The 15,363-nt window shown below is 73.1% G+C and carries 12 protein-coding genes; 7 read left to right on the top strand and 5 right to left on the bottom strand.

Annotation, left to right across the window (positions count from 1 at the left end):
- The first annotated feature begins 476 nt into the window (after positions 1–476).
- Positions 477–1,880 carry a dihydrolipoyl dehydrogenase gene (lpdA, locus tag ACZ56L_RS09525; RefSeq protein WP_471062884.1) on the top strand — a complete coding sequence of 468 codons (1,404 nt, stop codon included), beginning with the start codon at positions 477–479 and terminating at the stop codon, positions 1,878–1,880.
- A gap of 71 nt (positions 1,881–1,951) precedes the next feature.
- Here the strand turns inward: lpdA and ACZ56L_RS09520 are convergent, their stop codons facing one another.
- Positions 1,952–3,112: a serine hydrolase domain-containing protein gene (locus ACZ56L_RS09520; protein ID WP_471062882.1), complete on the bottom strand. Its 1,161-nt coding sequence runs from the start codon at positions 3,110–3,112 to the stop codon at positions 1,952–1,954.
- A gap of 225 nt (positions 3,113–3,337) precedes the next feature.
- On the opposite strand from ACZ56L_RS09520, the gene ACZ56L_RS09515 reads away from it, so the two are divergent.
- Positions 3,338–3,970: a class I SAM-dependent DNA methyltransferase gene (locus ACZ56L_RS09515; RefSeq protein WP_471062880.1), complete on the top strand. Its 633-nt coding sequence runs from the start codon at positions 3,338–3,340 to the stop codon at positions 3,968–3,970.
- A 7-nt stretch (positions 3,971–3,977) separates the two neighbouring features.
- On the opposite strand, the gene ACZ56L_RS09510 is transcribed toward ACZ56L_RS09515, so the two are convergent.
- Positions 3,978–4,910, bottom strand: coding sequence for a LysR family transcriptional regulator (locus ACZ56L_RS09510; protein ID WP_471063801.1), 933 nt, complete (start codon positions 4,908–4,910; stop codon positions 3,978–3,980).
- Between the two features lie 198 nt (positions 4,911–5,108).
- On the opposite strand from ACZ56L_RS09510, the gene ACZ56L_RS09505 reads away from it, so the two are divergent.
- From ACZ56L_RS09505 to cydC, 4 genes are all read left to right on the top strand, one after another.
- On the top strand, positions 5,109–6,401 hold the full coding sequence (locus tag ACZ56L_RS09505) for a cytochrome ubiquinol oxidase subunit I (protein ID WP_471062878.1): 1,293 nt from the start codon (positions 5,109–5,111) through the stop codon (positions 6,399–6,401).
- Between the two features lie 65 nt (positions 6,402–6,466).
- Positions 6,467–7,483 (top strand): cytochrome d ubiquinol oxidase subunit II, encoded by a 1,017-nt coding sequence (gene cydB, locus ACZ56L_RS09500; RefSeq protein ID WP_471062876.1) that lies wholly within the window; start codon positions 6,467–6,469, stop codon positions 7,481–7,483.
- A 28-nt stretch (positions 7,484–7,511) separates the two neighbouring features.
- On the top strand, positions 7,512–9,266 hold the full coding sequence (gene cydD, locus ACZ56L_RS09495; protein WP_471062874.1) for a thiol reductant ABC exporter subunit CydD: 1,755 nt from the start codon (positions 7,512–7,514) through the stop codon (positions 9,264–9,266).
- Between the two features lie 165 nt (positions 9,267–9,431).
- Entirely contained in the window at positions 9,432–11,123 is a 1,692-nt protein-coding gene (cydC, locus tag ACZ56L_RS09490) for a thiol reductant ABC exporter subunit CydC (protein WP_471062872.1), read from the top strand.
- Between the two features lie 223 nt (positions 11,124–11,346).
- Here cydC and ACZ56L_RS09485 read toward each other — a convergent pair whose 3' ends face one another.
- Positions 11,347–11,913: a YceI family protein gene (locus ACZ56L_RS09485; protein WP_401762463.1), complete on the bottom strand. Its 567-nt coding sequence runs from the start codon at positions 11,911–11,913 to the stop codon at positions 11,347–11,349.
- Between the two features lie 90 nt (positions 11,914–12,003).
- On the bottom strand, positions 12,004–12,474 hold the full coding sequence (locus tag ACZ56L_RS09480) for a carboxymuconolactone decarboxylase family protein (protein ID WP_471062870.1): 471 nt from the start codon (positions 12,472–12,474) through the stop codon (positions 12,004–12,006).
- Between the two features lie 326 nt (positions 12,475–12,800).
- Here ACZ56L_RS09480 and sigJ point away from each other — a divergent pair, with 326 nt between their 5' ends.
- Positions 12,801–13,721 carry an RNA polymerase sigma factor SigJ gene (gene sigJ, locus ACZ56L_RS09475; RefSeq protein ID WP_471062868.1) on the top strand — a complete coding sequence of 307 codons (921 nt, stop codon included), beginning with the start codon at positions 12,801–12,803 and terminating at the stop codon, positions 13,719–13,721.
- 167 nt (positions 13,722–13,888) lie between these two features.
- On the opposite strand, the gene ACZ56L_RS09470 is transcribed toward sigJ, so the two are convergent.
- Complete coding sequence (locus ACZ56L_RS09470) at positions 13,889–15,187, bottom strand: DUF418 domain-containing protein (protein WP_471062866.1); 1,299 nt, start codon at positions 15,185–15,187, stop codon at positions 13,889–13,891.
- Positions 15,188–15,363 lie beyond the last annotated feature (176 nt).

Below are 15,363 nucleotides of genomic sequence, written 5' to 3'. Positions count from 1 at the left end.
ACGGGTGCGGTTCCAAGGGGGGCGAGGGCGGCGGTTCCGGAGGGAGCGGCAGGGGCTCCGGGTTCGCGAACGCCGCGCAGTCGCAGGCCGCGCAGGCCCCCGCGTACCGCGGCTCGCCGTGCCGGAAGCGCGCGTCGCCGCACCGGCACCTGGTCGTCGCCCAGGACATCGTCCTCGCCCCCTGTCACCGGCGTGTCGCCCCCGGGACGCGCAAGGCCCCTCAGGGTACGGCGCGGGGCCCGCGTGCGACCAGGGCCGCGCGCACTGTGGCGGTCGTCACCGGGCAGCGGGCGCCGCCCCGGTTGCCGCTACCGTGTGACGTGCCCGTGGCGCGGCGGAATGATCTCCGGAGCGCGGCGGTTGGACGTAACGCGACAGGTGACACAGCAGGTGACGTGATCCGTCACGCGGCACACATCGCGGCTCGTCACCCGGGCTGGGCGCGACACACCGGTTTGATTCAGAGGGGAACTTTCATGCAAGAGCGCTTCGACGTCGTCGTCCTCGGGGCGGGACCCGGTGGCTACGTCGCCGCCATCCGCGCGGCCCAACTGGGCAAGAAGGTCGCGGTGATGGAGGAGAAGTACTGGGGCGGCGTCTGTCTGAACGTCGGCTGCATCCCGACCAAGGCGCTCCTGCGCAACGCCGAACTGGCGCACATCTTCACCCGCGAGGCCAAGACCTTCGGCATCAAGGTCGACGGCGAGGTGACCTTCGACTACGGCGAGGCCCACCGGCGCAGCCGCCGGGTCGCGGACGGCCGGGTCAAGGGCGTCCACTACCTGATGAAGAAGAACGGCATCACCGAGATCGACGGCCGGGGCACCTTCCTCGACGCGCACACCCTCCAGGTCGCCGGCTCCGACGGCACCACGCGGCAGATCTCCTTCGAGAACTGCGTCATCGCCACCGGCGCCACCCCCAAGCTGCTCCCCGGCACGGCGCGCAGCGAGCGCGTCGTGACGTACGAGGAGCAGATCCTCGCCGAGGACCTCCCGCGGTCCGTCGTCATCGCGGGCGCGGGCGCCATCGGCATCGAGTTCGCGTACGTCCTGCACAACTACGGCGTGAAGGTCACCATCGTCGAGTTCCTGGACCGGATCGCGCCGCTGGAGGACGTGGACGTCTCCACCGAACTGGCCAAGCAGTACCGGAAGCTGGGCATCGACGTGCTCACCTCGACCCGTGTCGAGTCCATCGACGAGTCCGGCGCACAGGTCCAGGTGACGGTCACCGGCAAGGACGGCGCGCAGAAGGTGCTGGAGGCCGACAAGGTCCTCCAGGCGATCGGCTTCGCGCCGAACGTCACCGGTTACGGTCTGGAGGCGACCGGTGTCGCCGTCACCGAGCGCGGCGCGATCGAGGTCGACGGCCGCTGCCGCACCTCGGTGCCGCACATCTACGCCATCGGCGACGTCACCGCCAAGCTGATGCTCGCGCACACCGCCGAGGCCATGGGCGTCGTCGCCGCCGAGACCATCGCGGACGCCGAGACGATGGAGCTCGACTACCCGATGATCCCGCGCGCCACGTACTCGCAGCCGCAGATCGCCAGCTTCGGCTGGACCGAGGCGCAGGCCAGGGAGAAGGGCTTCGACGTCAAGGTCGCCAAGTTCCCCTTCACCGCCAACGGCAAGGCGCACGGCCTGGGCGACGCGACCGGTTTCGTGAAGCTGATCAGCGACGACACCCACGGCGAGATCATCGGCGCGCACCTGATCGGCCCCGATGTCACCGAGCTGCTCCCGGAGCTGACGCTGGCCCAGCAGTGGGACCTCACCGTCCACGAGGTCGCGCGCAACGTGCACGCGCACCCGACGCTGGGCGAGGCCGTCAAGGAGGCGGTGCACGGACTCGCCGGGCACATGATCAATTTCTGACGCGACGCGACGCGGGGCCGCGCCGGGACGGCAGGCCCGATCGGGCCTGCCGTCCCGGCTGCCCCGGTGGGCTACTTGGGGCAGAACTCCGCCTCCATCACCGTGTCCGTGTCCCCGCTCCAGTCCCCGTTCAGGTTCAGCGCCACCGCCTTGCCGCCGTCCTCGCTCGCCATCGCGTGCGTCGTCGAGCCGTGGATTCCTCCCGTGTGGCCCCACATCACCTTGCCGCAGGACTGCTTCTCCTGGTAGATGCCCAGGCCGTAGGCCAGGTCGGGGCGCTGGTCGCTCATCGGGACGGTGGTCTTCATCTCGGCGAGCTGCCGCTTCGGCAGGAGCTTGCCGGTGAGCAGGGCGCGGTAGAAGCGGGTCAGGTCGGCCGTGCTGGAGACCATGCCGCCCGCGGCGCCCGCCAGGGTGGGGTTCAGCTCGGTGATGTCGTACTTCTTCGCCGTCGCCGGGTCCGCGCCGAAGGTGGTGTAGGCGCGGCTGCTGGGGCGCGGCAGGCGGGACTCGTCGTGCGGGACGGAGGTGGCGCGCAGCGCGAGCGGGCGCAGGATGCGCCGGTCGATCTCGGACTCGTAGGAATGCCGGGTGACCTTCTCGATGACCAACCCGGCGAGGAGGTAATTGGTGTTGGAGTAGCCCCACTTGGCGCCGGGGTCGAAGTCGGGGGCGTGGTTCATGGCGATCTTCACCAGATCCCGGGCGGGCAGGGACTCGTAGCGGCGGTCGAGGAAGGCGACGGTCATTCTCTCGCTGATGAACTTCGGGTCGCTCGTGTAGTCGTGGATGCCGCTGGTGTGCTGGAGGAGCTGCCGCAGGGTGATCCTGCTGCCGTCGTGGCCGTTGCCCCGGACCAGGCCCGGCAGCCACTTCTCGACGCGGTCGTCGAGGGAGAGCCTGCCCTCGGCCTCCAACTGGAGCACCACCGTGGCGGTGAAGGTCTTGGTGAGGGAGCCGATGCGGAAGCGGTCCCGGGGGCCGCGTTCGCGTCCGGTGGTGAGGTCGCCGACCCCGGCGGTGTCCGTCCAGGGCCGGGACCCGCCGCGGCCCTCGGAGCGGGCGACGACACCGGGAGCCCCGTCGCGTACGAGCGCGTCGACCGCCGCCCGGGTCCGGGCGTGCGGGTCGTGGGCCTGCGCGGTGGCCGGGACGACGGTGGCGGCGAGCGCCGCGGCGGTGGCGGTGGCGAGGAGGACGGTGCGCGGGGCGCGGTGTGTGCGTACGGGCATGGGGTGTCCCTGCTGGCTCGGGTGCGTGCCGGGCGACGGATGCGGCGGCATGTCGCGGGAGGGGACCGGTCGGGGACCGCCGGGGTTGCCCGCCCGGCCCGGGTTGAGCCGTTTCCGGCCAATCATGGGCAGGGGCCGACTGCGCCCGGGGGACAGCCGCACACCGGGTCAGGAGCGCGGGGCGGGGGGTGCGGCGCGGGCCGGGCCCGGTCAGGGTCGGCCCCCATGAACGCGGACTCTCCCCACCTCGCCACCACCGCCGACGCCTACGACTCCGTCGCCTCCCTCTACGCCGAACTCTTCCGCGACGCGCTCGACGGCGCACCGCTGGACCGGGCGGTCATCGCCGCCTTCGCGGAACTCGTACGGGGCGGGACCGTCGCCGAAGTCGGCTGCGGTCCCGGCGCGGTGACCTCGCACCTGCGGGGCCTCGGGCTCGACGTCTTCGGGGTCGACCTCTCGCCCGCGATGATCGCCACCGCCCGTGAGACGTATCCGGACCTGCGGTTCGAGACCGGGTCCATGGGCGCGCTGGAGACGGCCGACGCCTCGCTGCGCGGAGTCCTCTCGTGGTACTCGCTCATCCATACGCCTCCGCACGAACTGCCCGCTCACCTGGCGGAGTTCGCGCGCGTCATCGAGCCCGGCGGCCATCTGCTGGCCGGGTTCTACGAGGCGGACGGGGGCCCCGTGACGCCCTTCGACCACAAGGTGACGACGGCCTACCGGTGGCCGGTGGACGACCTGGCGCGACTGTCCGCCGACGCCGGGTTCACCGAGGTGGCGCGCATGCTCCGGGAACCGAGGGAGGGGGAGTGGTTCCGTGGGGGGCGGCTCCTAATGCGCCGGGAGGGGTGACGGGTGGTCAGGCCCCGCCGGGCGCGGACTCCGTCCGGCGGGGGAGCGGCAGATGGTGGGACATGAAGGGGGTCGACGTGACGAACTCCCGGAAGGCCACTGCCGCTTCCGAGAGGTGACTGTCCTTGTTCCAGGCGAGGGTGAGCCTGCGTTCGCAGTCCGGCGCGTCCAGGCCCACCCACACCACCGGCACCCGCTCGTGCGTGCCGACCTGGCGGGACACGGCCGGGATGAGGCCGATGCCCAGACCCGCACTGATCATGTCCTGGCTGGCGCCGGGTTCGTCGCCCTCGCAGGAGATCAGCGGGGTGAGTCCCTCGGTCGCGAACAGCCTTTCCAGCAGGGCCCGTTGCCAGTATCCCCGGCGCGTGGTGACGAACGGCTCGTCGGCCACCTCCGGGATCGTCACGCTCCGCCGCCCGGCCAGCCGGTGACCGTACGGAACCGCCAACAGCACCTCCTCGCGCGCCAGTTCCATCGTTTCGAGGTGGGCGCCCGACAAGGGCTGTGAGGCGAGACAGAAGTCGACCTCCCTGGCCCGCAGCCGGCGGTCCATCTCCGGTGCGTCGGACTGGTGGAGCCGGACGTCGGCGCGCGGGTGGGCGGCCCGGAAGCTGCCCAGCGCCGGGGTGATCGTCAGGAGGGTCTCCGAGGCCACGGCGACCCGGCCCAGGCCCGTGTCCCGCGCCTCCCGCACCGCCCGGCGGCCGTCGTCCAGCTCGCTCAGGGCGCGCTCGACGTGGCGCAGGAAGATGGCGCCGTACTGGTTGAGCCGGATGCGGCGGCCTTCGCGGTCGAAGAGCGGCATGCCGAGGTCGGCCTCCAGGCGCGCGACGGTGCGGCTGAGGGAGGGCTGCGCGACGTGCAGTTCCTCGGCGGCGCGGCTCATGTGCTCGTACCGGGCGACCGTCCGGAAGTAGCGCAGTTGCAGCAGGTCCACGGGTCCCCCGGCGGTGTCGATCGATGCCTCTGGAGGCATCTTCACATGGCGGAACTGGTCTTGGAACGCATAAGAGATTTTCCCTACGGTCAAGGGGCGGGCCGCACCGACCGCCCCGGTGCCGCCGGTGCGGAGCACGCGCGCCGCCCTGCCCCCTCCAGGGCACCACCCCACCCCCCCCTCCAGGAAGGCCGCCCCATGAGCGCTGCGGACCTGGCCCGACTCCAGTTCGCGGCCACGACCGGCATCCACTGGCTGTTCGTGATCCTCACCATGGGGCTGGTCCCCCTGGTCGCGATCATGCACACCCGTGCCGCCCTGAGCCGTGACCCCGCCACTCGAGCGACGTGGGAGCGCATGACCCGCTTCTGGGGTCAGCTGTACGTCGTCAACTACGCGGTCGGCATCGCCACCGGCCTCGTCATGGAGTTCCAGTTCGGGCTGAGCTGGAGCGGGTTGAGCAAATTCGCGGGGAACGTCTTCGGCGCCCCGCTCGCGCTGGAGACCCTCATCGCGTTCTTCGCCGAATCCACCTTCCTGGGAATGTGGATCTTCGGCTGGGGGCGGTTGCGGAGGGGGGTCCACGTCGCACTGATCTGGCTCGTGGCCCTCACCGCGTACGCCTCGGCGTACTGGATCATGGTCGCCAACGGTTTCCTGCAACATCCCGTCGGCCATGAACTGCGCGACGGTGTGGCCTACTTGACCGATTTCGGAGCCCTGCTCACCAACGACAGCGCCCTGATCGCCCTCCAGCACGTGGCCCTCGCCGCCCTCACCACCGGCGGCGTCTTCGTCGCGGGGGTCAGCGCCTGGCACTTCCTGCGGCACACCGGGGAAGCGCGTTTGTTCCGGGCGTCGTTGCGGCTGGGGCTGTGGGTGTCGACGATCGCCTCCTTCTTCGTGGTGGTCGTCGGCGAACAGCAGCGGCCCGTCATCGCGGCCACCCAGCCGATGAAGGAGGCCGTGATCCGGGGCAGCGGGGTCGCCGAACTCCAGGAACGGCTGGCCGCCGAGCACGGGCCCGGGAACTACGTGCCCTGGGAGGAGACCGTCCGGTTCTCCATGGACGCCATGACGCTCATCGGCAACACCGTGTCCACGATCACGCTGATCGCGCTCGTGCTGGTGTGGAAGGACCGGGTGGTGCGGTGGCGGCCCGTCGCGTGGGTGCTCGTGGCGATGATCCCCTTCCCCTTCCTCGCCTCGGTCGGGGGCTGGGTCGTACGGGAAGTGGGACGCCAACCCTGGCTCGTCTACGGCGAGTTGACCGTCGAGGAAGCACTCTCGAACGTCAGCAGAAGTTCCCTGCTCGTGTCCTGCGCCGCCTTCGTCGCGCTCTTCCTCGCCCTCGCCACAACGAACTGGACGCTCATCACCCACTTCGCCCGCAAGGGGCCGGACGCCGCCCAGCTCGGCGTCACCGAGCCGCTGCCGCCGCCCGGGGGCGGACCGGAGCCCGAGGAACGGCAGCCCGTCGCGACGTACTGACGACCGACACGCGAACCCCCTCTCCCCCTCTCAGTCAACCTCTCAGTCAACGGATGGTGAGCCCGATGAGTCTGGAAGTCCTCTGGCTGGCCCTGCTCGGCCTGCTCCTCGGCGGGTACTTCGTACTCGGCGGGTACGACCTCGGCGTACAGATGCTGCACCCCTTCCTGCGCTCCCCGGGCGCGAAAGGGCCCGGCCGGAACGCGGGGCTCGACGCCATGGCCCCCTTCTTCCTCGGCAACGAGGTCTGGCTCGTCGCCTTCACCGGAGTCCTCTTCGGCGCCTTCCCGCACCTGGAGGGCACCCTCCTGTCCGGCCTGTACCCCCTGATCGTGGCCGTCCTGCTCGGCCTGGTCACCGGCAACGCCGCCGTCCAACTGCGCGGCCGGGCGCGCACCGCCCGGGGACGTGCCCGCTGGGACGCGCTGATCTTCACCGGCGGCGCGCTGCCCGCCGTGTGCTGGGGACTCGTGGTGGGGCTGCTGTTGCGCGGGGTGCCGCGCCGGGCGGACGGCAGCTTCCACATCGGGTTCGGGGAGGTGTTCTCGCCGTTCGTGCTGGCGTGCGGGGTGACCACGGCACTGCTCCTGGCGGCACACGGAGCGGCCTTCGTGGCGCTCCGGTCGGCCCCGGAAGCCGCCGCCGCGGCACGGCGGTCGGGGGAGGGGCTCGCCCGGTGGGCCGGGGCGTTCGCGGGGCTCGCGCTGTTGCTCACGCTCTTCGGGGCGGGGGCGTCGATGACCAACCCCGTGCCCTCCGCCGCGATCGCCGGCCTGTATGCGGCCGCCATCGGGGCCGCCCGGTGGGCCCTGGTGCGCGGACACCGGGTCCGGGCCTTCGCCGCCACGAGCGCCGCGGCGCTGCTGCCCGTACCGCTCATCGGGGCGGGCCACTATCCGTACCTCCTCATCAGCTCGGCCGGAAAGGGGCTGACGATCAGTCACGCGATAACGGACGCGGCCACCTTGAAGCTCCTGACCGCGTTCGGGGTCGTACTGATTCCGGTGATCCTCGCCTATCAGGTGTGGAGCTGGCGGACCTTCCGCGGGCGCACTGGGGTGCGGCACCCGAGCTACTTCTGACCCGAGCTACTTCTGAGGGGAGGGCGGGATGAGGACAGTTGAACAGCGGCTGCTGCGGGAAGTGCCGTCGCTGCGGCGGCACGTGCTGTGCTCGACCGGGCTCGCGCTGGTCGGCGGCGGACTGACCGTCGCCCAGGCCGCCTTGCTGGCGGGGCTCCTCGCCGACGGCTTCGGCGGGCAGGGGACCGACCTGCGCGCACCGGCCCTGGCGGCGGCGGTCATGGCCGCGCGGGCGCTGGTGACGTGGGTACGGGGAGTGCTCGCCCAGCGCGCCGCCGCCGACGCCAAGCGCGCCCTGCGGGACCTGGTCACGGGCAGCCTGCGGCGGACGAACCCGCTGCGCCTCGCGGCCGGCCGGCACGGGGAGAGCGCCATGCTGCTCACCCGGGGCCTCGACGCCCTCGACCCGTACGTCGTCGGCCACCTCCCGGCGAAGGCGGCGGCCTCGGTGGTGCCGGTGGTGGTGCTCGGATGGCTGGCGTGGACCGACTGGGCGTCGGCGCTCGTCGTACTGGTCACGCTGCCGCTGATCCCGGTCTTCGGGGCGCTGGTCGGCATGCACACCGCCCGACGCACGGCGAGGCAGTGGCAGTTGCTGGCCCGGCTGGGCGGCCACTTCCTGGACGTGGTGGCCGGGCTGCCCACGCTGCGGGCGTTCGGGCGGGAGCGGCACCAGGCGGCGGTGGTGCGGGAGATGGCGCAGGCGCACCGCAGGGCGACCCTGCGGACGCTGCGGGTGGCGTTCCTGTCGTCGCTGGTCCTGGAGACGGTCGCGACGCTGTCGGTGGCACTGGTGGCGGTGCCGGTGGGGCTGCGGCTGCTCGGCGGGGAGGTGGAGCTGTACGTGGCGCTGACGGTGCTGTTCCTGGCACCGGAGGCGTACGCGCCGCTGCGGGCGCTGGGGTCCGCGTTCCACGACGGGGCGGAGGGAGTGGAGGTGGCGGAGAAGGTCTTCGCCGTGCTGGACGCGGAGGGGCCGGACGGGAGGGCGCCGAGGCCGGAGGGGCGGCTTCCGGTGCCGGGCGGAGACCGGGTTCCGCTGAGTCTGGAGGGGGTGACGGTGCGGTACCCGGGGCGGTCCGGGCCCGCCGTGGCGGGGGTGTCGCTGACGGTGCGGGCCGGGGAGCACGTGGCCCTGGTCGGGCCGAGCGGGGCGGGGAAGTCGACACTGCTGGCGCTGCTGCTGGGGTTCGTCGAGCCCGGGGAGGGCCGGGTCGCGGTGGGCGGCGTCGACCTCAAGGACCTCGACGCGGAGGCGTGGCGGGAGCGGGTGGCGTGGGTTCCGCAACGGCCGCACCTGTTCGCGGGGACGGTCGCGGAGAACATCCGCCTGGGACGGCCCGGGGCGAGCGGGGCGGAGGTACGGGCGGCGGCGCGGGCGGCACGGGCCGAGGGGTTCGTGGCGGAACTTCCGGACGGGTACGACACGGTGCTCGGAGAGGGCGGGGCGGGGCTCTCGGCGGGCCAGCGGCAGCGGATCGCGCTGGCCCGGGCCTTCCTGAAGGACGCGCCGGTGGTCCTGCTGGACGAGCCGACGGCGCACTTGGACGTGCGGAGCGAGGGGGAAGTGGTGCGGGCGATGCGGGAGTTGATGCGGGGGCGGACGGTGTTGGTCGTGGCACACCGGGCGGGGGTGCTGCCGCATGTGGACCGGGTGGTGGGGTGGCTCCGCCGGTCGGGAGTGCTTTGGTGCGGCGGGCTGGGGCGGGGGTGGGAGAGGCGGGATGAACAGGTGCGGGCGCGAGGGGTGCGGGCGGGCGTGAAGGAGCGCGGGCGGGCGTGAAGGGGTGCGGGCGGAGTGCCCCACCCGCGCCCCCGCCGCCGCTGCCCGTACGTGGGCTGTCCCTCGCCCTGCCGCCCGTACCGGCCCCGTCCGCTCCCCGGCACCCCGTACACGAGCCCCCGGCACCCGTACACACGCCCCCTCTTCCCGGAAAGGCCCCCCGGCATGACGTCCCCGCCCTACCCCACCCTCCAGCTCCTTCGGTACCTCGCCCCCCACTGGCGGCGGCTCCTGGTCGCCGCTCTGGCCGCCGGGGGCAGTGAGCTGGCCGCCGTGGCGCTCATGGGGGTGGCCGCCTGGCTCATCACCCGGGCCGCCGAACAGCCTCCGCTGGCCTCCGTCGCGCTCGCCGTCGTCGTCGTGCGGGCGCTCGCGCTGGGGCGGGGCCTGCTGCGGTACGCCGATCGGCTGCTCGGGCACGACGGGGTGCTGCGGGCCGTCGCAGATTTCCGGGCCCGGGTGTACGAGGCGCTGGTGCCGCTCGCTCCCGCGGGGATCCCCGCCTTCCGGAGCGGGGACCTGCTGACCCGCCTCGTGGATGACGTCGACGCCGCCCAGGACCTCGTCCTCCGCGTTCTGGTGCCCGTCGCCGCCGCCGGTGCGGTCGCGGCCGCGACGACCGGGACCGCCGTCGTGCTGCTGCCGGGGGCGGGGCTGCTGCTCGGGGGGACGCTCGCGCTGGCGGGCCTCCTGGTACCCGTGCTGGTACTCGTGTCGTCGCGGACTGCCGGACGTACCGAGAAGGAAGCGCGCTCCCAACTCGCTGTGCTGGCAGTCGACTTGACGCGAGGAGCCGCCGATCTCGCCGCGTACGGGGCGCTGGGACGTGCCGAGGAGCGCGCCCGGCGGGCCTCCGCGCGGATCGCCGCGCTCGAACGCCGTAAGGCCCTCACCACCACGCTCGCCGCCGCCCTCGTACACCTGCTGCAAGCGGGTGCGACCGTCGGCGTCACCTGGCTCGCGCTGCGGGCGCACGCCACCGGGGAGCTGGCCGCCGTCCACCTCGCGGTGCTGGCGGTACTCGCCCTGGTGTCCTTCGAAGCGCTCACGCCACTTCCGGCGGCCGCACGCCGACTCGGTGAAGTACGTTCCTCCGCACGGAGGTTGATGCAAGTTCTGCACGCGCCGCCGCCCGTCGTCGAGCCGGCCGCGCCGGCCGTGCTCCCCGGCTCCGGGCCGCTCGGCGTGGAGATCGCCGACCTGCGCGTACGCCACCGCCCCGGCGGGCCCCCGGCCCTCGACGGGGTGAGCCTGCGGCTGCCGCCCGGCGAACGGGTCGTTCTGCTGGGGGAGAGCGGGTCGGGCAAGTCCACCCTGATCGCCGCGCTGATGCGCTTCGTGCCGTACGCATCCGGGAGCATCCGCGTCGCGGGGCGCGAGCTGCGCGAGTGCGCGGGCGCGGACGTACGGCGGGCGATCACCGGTGTGACGCAGGACGCCCATGTGTTCCGCGGGACGATCCGGGCCAACCTGCTCCTGGCGCGCCCCGATGCCACGCAGGCGGACCTGCGCGAGGCCGCCCGCCGGGCGCGGCTGCTGGACTGGGTCGAGTCGTTGCCGCGGGGGTGGGAGACCGGTGTCGGCGGCGACGGGGCGGAGCTGTCCGGCGGTCAGCGCCAACGCCTCCTGCTGGCACGGGCGTTGCTCGCCGACCCGCCCGTCCTCGTACTCGACGAACCGACCGAGGGCCTCGACCCGGAGACGGCCGCCGCCGTTCTGGCGGACATTCTCGACGCCACGCGCGGTCGTACGACCCTCCTCGTCACCCACGACAGGGAGGGCCTGGCCGCGGCCGACGCCATCGTGACGCTGGAGCGGGGCCGGGTGGTTGCGCCTCGGGGGCCAGGGGAGCAGTGAGGGAAGAGGCGGGGTGTGTGACCGTTGGACGGACAGGTGCCGGGTGCGCAGGTCAGGGGTCGGGCGAGGCGGTACGGGGCGGCCCGGCCGGGCCGGGGCGGCCGGGGCTTCGACGCCCCCGGCGGCCACGCGGATCGCACCGGCAGCCCGCCGAACCTGAGAGACGGGGCGGCCCGGCCGCACGGTCAAGCTGCCGAAACCCGCCTGCCGGCCGCGCCGCCGGTCAGGAGAGCCGGATCAGGGTGACGTCGAACTCCAGCCGTACCTTCGAGGCGACCAGGACCGACGTCACGGAGTTCCAGTTGACCTCCCAGTCGTTGCGGTCGACCGTGACGCCGCCCCTCAGGCAGACCCGGAAGTCCCCCTGCGCGTCCTGCGGCCCGCCGGTCAACTCGATTCCGGCGTCCACGAGTTCGGCGTCCAGCACGGTCCGGCGGGTCACGCCGCGGATGCCCAGGTCGCCGGAGACCTTGTAGTGCGTGGCGTCGACGCGGCGCACCCCGGTCGAGGTGAAGTCGAGGGTCGGGTGGTTCCCGGCGTCCAGGAAGGAGGTGCGCACCAGCTCGTCGCGCTGGGCGTTGCCGGTCGTGAGGCTCTCGGCCAGGATCGTCAGCCGGGCGCTCGACCGCTCCGGGTCCTCACCGTTCAGGGTCGCGCCGCCCTCGTACTCCGCGAAGTGGCCGCGTACGCGGGTGGACATGGTGTGCCGGGCGACGAAGCCGATCCGGGTGCGGGCGGGGTCGATGACGTAACCGCCGGTGAGCGCGCCGAGCTGGGCGATGGTGGACATGGGGATGACAACTCCTGCTGGGAGGCTGGTGGTCGGGGTCGGGGGCGGGGCCTGTCCCGGGGGCGGGCCCTGCGCCCGCCCCCGGGGGTGTCAGGCGTACTGGCCCGGCCGGTAGTCGCCCGCCGGGGTCTGCGTGATGACGTTCACCCGGTTCAGGGCGTTGAGCACGGCGACGGCCGCCACCAGGGCGCACAGCTCGTCCTCGGTGTAGTGCTTGGCGGCGTTCGCCCACACGTCGTCCGGCACGCCGCCGGCCGCGTCCGCGACCCGGGTGCCCTGCTCCGCCAGCTCCAGCGCGGCGCGCTCCGCCTCGGTGAACACCGGGGCCTCGCGCCACACCGCGACCAGGTTGAGGCGCAGCGCGGTCTCCCCGGCGTGCGCGGCGTCCTTGGTGTGCATGTCGACGCAGAAGGCGCAGCCGTTGATCTGGCTGACGCGCAGTGCCACCAGCTCACGCGTGGTGGCCGGGAACTTGTCCATGATCGACATGCCCGCGGAGGCGAGGTGCTTGATGGCCTTGGCACCGATGGGGTTGGCCTTGATGTCGATACGGGATTCCATGGTGAACTCCTCGGGATAAGCGGGCCGTTGCACCGCCGTGGTGCACGCGTGAGGCCCGGGACGCCCTGCGTTCCGTCCTGCTCCTACGACGAGGCAGCCCGGTGGAATGTGAGGCGGGGGGCCGGAGGAGAACCGGGTGCCACGAGGGCCTCACATTCCGGCGGGCCGTTTCGTCGTACCGGAGGGGCCCTCTGTGCCGGCACGGCGCGTGGACTCCGACGTTCCGTCGCCCGCACGCGTTGTCCACATCCGATGTCCGCACCCGTAGCCCGTAGCCCGTAGCCCGTAGTCCGCACCCGTTGTACGCACCGAGGGAGCAGCACCCCATGCACACGTCGCCCCAGACCCCTGACGAGACGCTCGACGCGGTCATCAGCGAGCGCCGCCAGCTCATCAACCTCGCCTACCGCCTGCTGGGATCGCTGGCCGACGCCGAGGACGTGGTACAGGAGGCGTACACCCGCTGGTACGCGATGACGCCCGCCCGGCGGGAGGCCATCATCGCCCCCGGCGGCTGGCTCACCACGGTCACGAGCCGCATCTGCCTCGACCTCCTGGGCTCCGCGCGGGTACGACGCGAGAGCTACGTCGGTGAATGGCTCCCGGAGCCGCTGCCGGACCACGCGGAGTGGGCCGGTGGCGCGGGGAGCGGCCGGACGGTCGACCCGGCCGACCGGGTCACCCTGGACGAGTCGGTGAACATGGCGCTGCTCGTGGTGCTCGACGCCATGACCCCCGCCGAGCGCGTCGCGTTCGTCCTGCACGACGTGTTCCGCTACTCCTTCAACGAGGTCGCCGAGATCGTCGGCCGCTCCCCGGCCGCCTGCCGCCAGCTCGCCTCCTCCGCCCGCCGCCGGGTCGACGCGTCGCGGGCGCAGGCCGCCCCGGCCGCGCGGCAGGCGGTTCTGGTGCGGCAGTTCAAGCAGGCCTGGGAGGAGAAGGACATCGCCACCCTGATCAATCTGCTCGACCCGAACGCGATGGGCCTCGCCGACGGCGGCGGCGTGGTCAACGCCGCACCGCCCACCGGCGGCAGCGAGCGGATCGCCCGCTACCTGGTCTCCATGCTCGACCTCGTACCGGACCTGACGCTCCTGGAGCGCACGGTGAACGGCCGGCCGGGGCTGGTGGTCCAGCACGACGGCGTCACCTCGACGGTCATCGCCTTCGACGTCGCGGACGACCGCATCACCCGTTTCTGGGCCATGCGCAACCCGCAGAAGCTCCGCCCGTGGACGGCGGGCTGAGCCGGGCCCCGCTCGGCATCGGCTGCCTCTGGCCGACCGCGCTCGCCGTGCGCGTGCTGCACTCATGAGGGAGCGAGCGCGGGGCGGCACGCCGACGGCTGCGTGGCACTGCCACTGACTCCGGACGCGTATCCGCTGGAGTCCCTACCCGGAGGCGTGCCTGCGTCTCATGGTGCGGGCGGCGGGCCGGGCCGCACGGTCGTCTCCGTAGCGGTGCCGGCCGAGGGCGTCGTGGTCCGGCCCGGCGCCGTAGCCGTCGTCGTCGTACGGGTCAGGGCCCGCAGCCCCGACTCCAGTGGCCCGTAGCGCAGCGCGGTGCCGGCGAAGCAGCGCTGCCAGGCCCAGCAGCCCGCCACCGACACCGCGCTGAACCACAGCAGCGGGCCCCACCCCCGCGCGCCGCTCGCGAAGGTCGCGAGCGCGAGGGCGTGGAGGGTGTAGACCGACAGTGCCATGGTGCCCAGCACGGCGAAAGGATTCAGCAGAGCGGTCGTCCGACGGCTGCGGCACGCCAGCAGGCACAGCCCGATCAGGGCCGCCCCGACGCCCGCGTTGCCCAGGGTCTCGAACGGGGTCTGGCTGTACGGCCCGGAGAGCAGCAGCCAGTGCCAGTCGCTCGACGGAATCGCCCCGTACTGGCTGCCGAGGACGGACCGCACCGGGTCGGCCCGGTCCGTCGCCCACGCGTGGTGGCGGGCGACGGCCGCGAGGAGCGCCCGCCGGCCGCCGCCGTGTTCCACCGCGAGCCAGGACGTTCCGTATCCGACGACCGCGGTCGACGCCCCCCAAAGCACCAGCCGGACGGCCGACCGGCGCAGGCGCACGTCCACGAGCCTGCCGAGCGCCAGGCCCACGACGACGTACGGGAAGTAGGTGAGGAACGGGTACGCGCCGCTGATCAGCAGCTTGTCGAGGAAGTCCAGGACGCCGGAGCCGCTGGTCAGGTCCTGGGGCCGGGGGATGCCGCCGCGCCCGGCGGCGAAGTGGCCGGTGAACGGGCCGAGGACGTACGAGAGGAGCGGGCCCGCCACGACGCCGCCTGCCGCGAGGGCTGCCAACGGGGCGGTGCGCAGCCGGGTGAACGGCTCCGCGGCCAGGAAGTAGACCGCGTAGAAGGTGAGGATGACGAAGATGCCCCGGCCCGGGGCGGTCAGGGCCAGGCCCAGCGCGGCCAGCACCGCGCAGCGCAGCGCGACGGCTCTGAAGCCGCCCGCGGCGGGGCGGGGTCGGCGGCCGCCGTGCGCCAGGGCCAGCGAGAAGCCCGCGATCAGGGTGAAGACGGCGGGTGCCCGGCCGTCCGCAGCGATCATGAGGTAACCCGCCCCCGAGGGCTCCGCGTAGGGGCCGACGTGCGCCGCGAACATGGCGAGCACCGCGAGGGCGCGTGCCACGTCCACGCCGGGAAGGCGCGGGGCCGGGACGGGTCTGGTGGCCGGGAGGACGGTGGCGGTCGCCGTCTGTGTCATCTGGGGCTCATGGCTTCTCGTCGGTCGTGAGCCACCGGGACCGGCGGCGTTATTACCTTACTGATCCGCTTTTGGTGGCCTCGGGCCCCAGGGGGCAACTCCGTGCCCGGGAGCCGTCGTTGCGGCTTCCGGATCCGGCGTGTCGCCGGGGCGTGATAGAAAGTGGGTCAAGCGTT

The organism is Streptomyces sp. NPDC039736 (genome assembly GCF_055596485.1).
Note: the sequence above shows the minus strand (reverse complement) of the source record. Positions and strands in the feature narration are given on the sequence as shown.

Bases quoted from the DNA above. Each gene is read 5' to 3' on its own strand.
- lpdA (WP_471062884.1), top strand. From the start codon at position 477: ATGCAAGAGCGCTTCGACGTCGTCGTCCTCGGGGCGGGACCCGGTGGC.
- ACZ56L_RS09520 (WP_471062882.1), bottom strand. From the start codon at position 3,112: ATGCCCGTACGCACACACCGCGCCCCGCGCACCGTCCTCCTCGCCACC.
- ACZ56L_RS09515 (WP_471062880.1), top strand. From the start codon at position 3,338: ATGAACGCGGACTCTCCCCACCTCGCCACCACCGCCGACGCCTACGAC.
- ACZ56L_RS09505 (WP_471062878.1), top strand. From the start codon at position 5,109: ATGAGCGCTGCGGACCTGGCCCGACTCCAGTTCGCGGCCACGACCGGC.
- cydB (WP_471062876.1), top strand. From the start codon at position 6,467: ATGAGTCTGGAAGTCCTCTGGCTGGCCCTGCTCGGCCTGCTCCTCGGC.
- cydD (WP_471062874.1), top strand. From the start codon at position 7,512: ATGAGGACAGTTGAACAGCGGCTGCTGCGGGAAGTGCCGTCGCTGCGG.
- cydC (WP_471062872.1), top strand. From the start codon at position 9,432: ATGACGTCCCCGCCCTACCCCACCCTCCAGCTCCTTCGGTACCTCGCC.
- ACZ56L_RS09485 (WP_401762463.1), bottom strand. From the start codon at position 11,913: ATGTCCACCATCGCCCAGCTCGGCGCGCTCACCGGCGGTTACGTCATC.
- ACZ56L_RS09480 (WP_471062870.1), bottom strand. From the start codon at position 12,474: ATGGAATCCCGTATCGACATCAAGGCCAACCCCATCGGTGCCAAGGCC.
- sigJ (WP_471062868.1), top strand. From the start codon at position 12,801: ATGCACACGTCGCCCCAGACCCCTGACGAGACGCTCGACGCGGTCATC.
- ACZ56L_RS09470 (WP_471062866.1), bottom strand. From the start codon at position 15,187: ATGACACAGACGGCGACCGCCACCGTCCTCCCGGCCACCAGACCCGTC.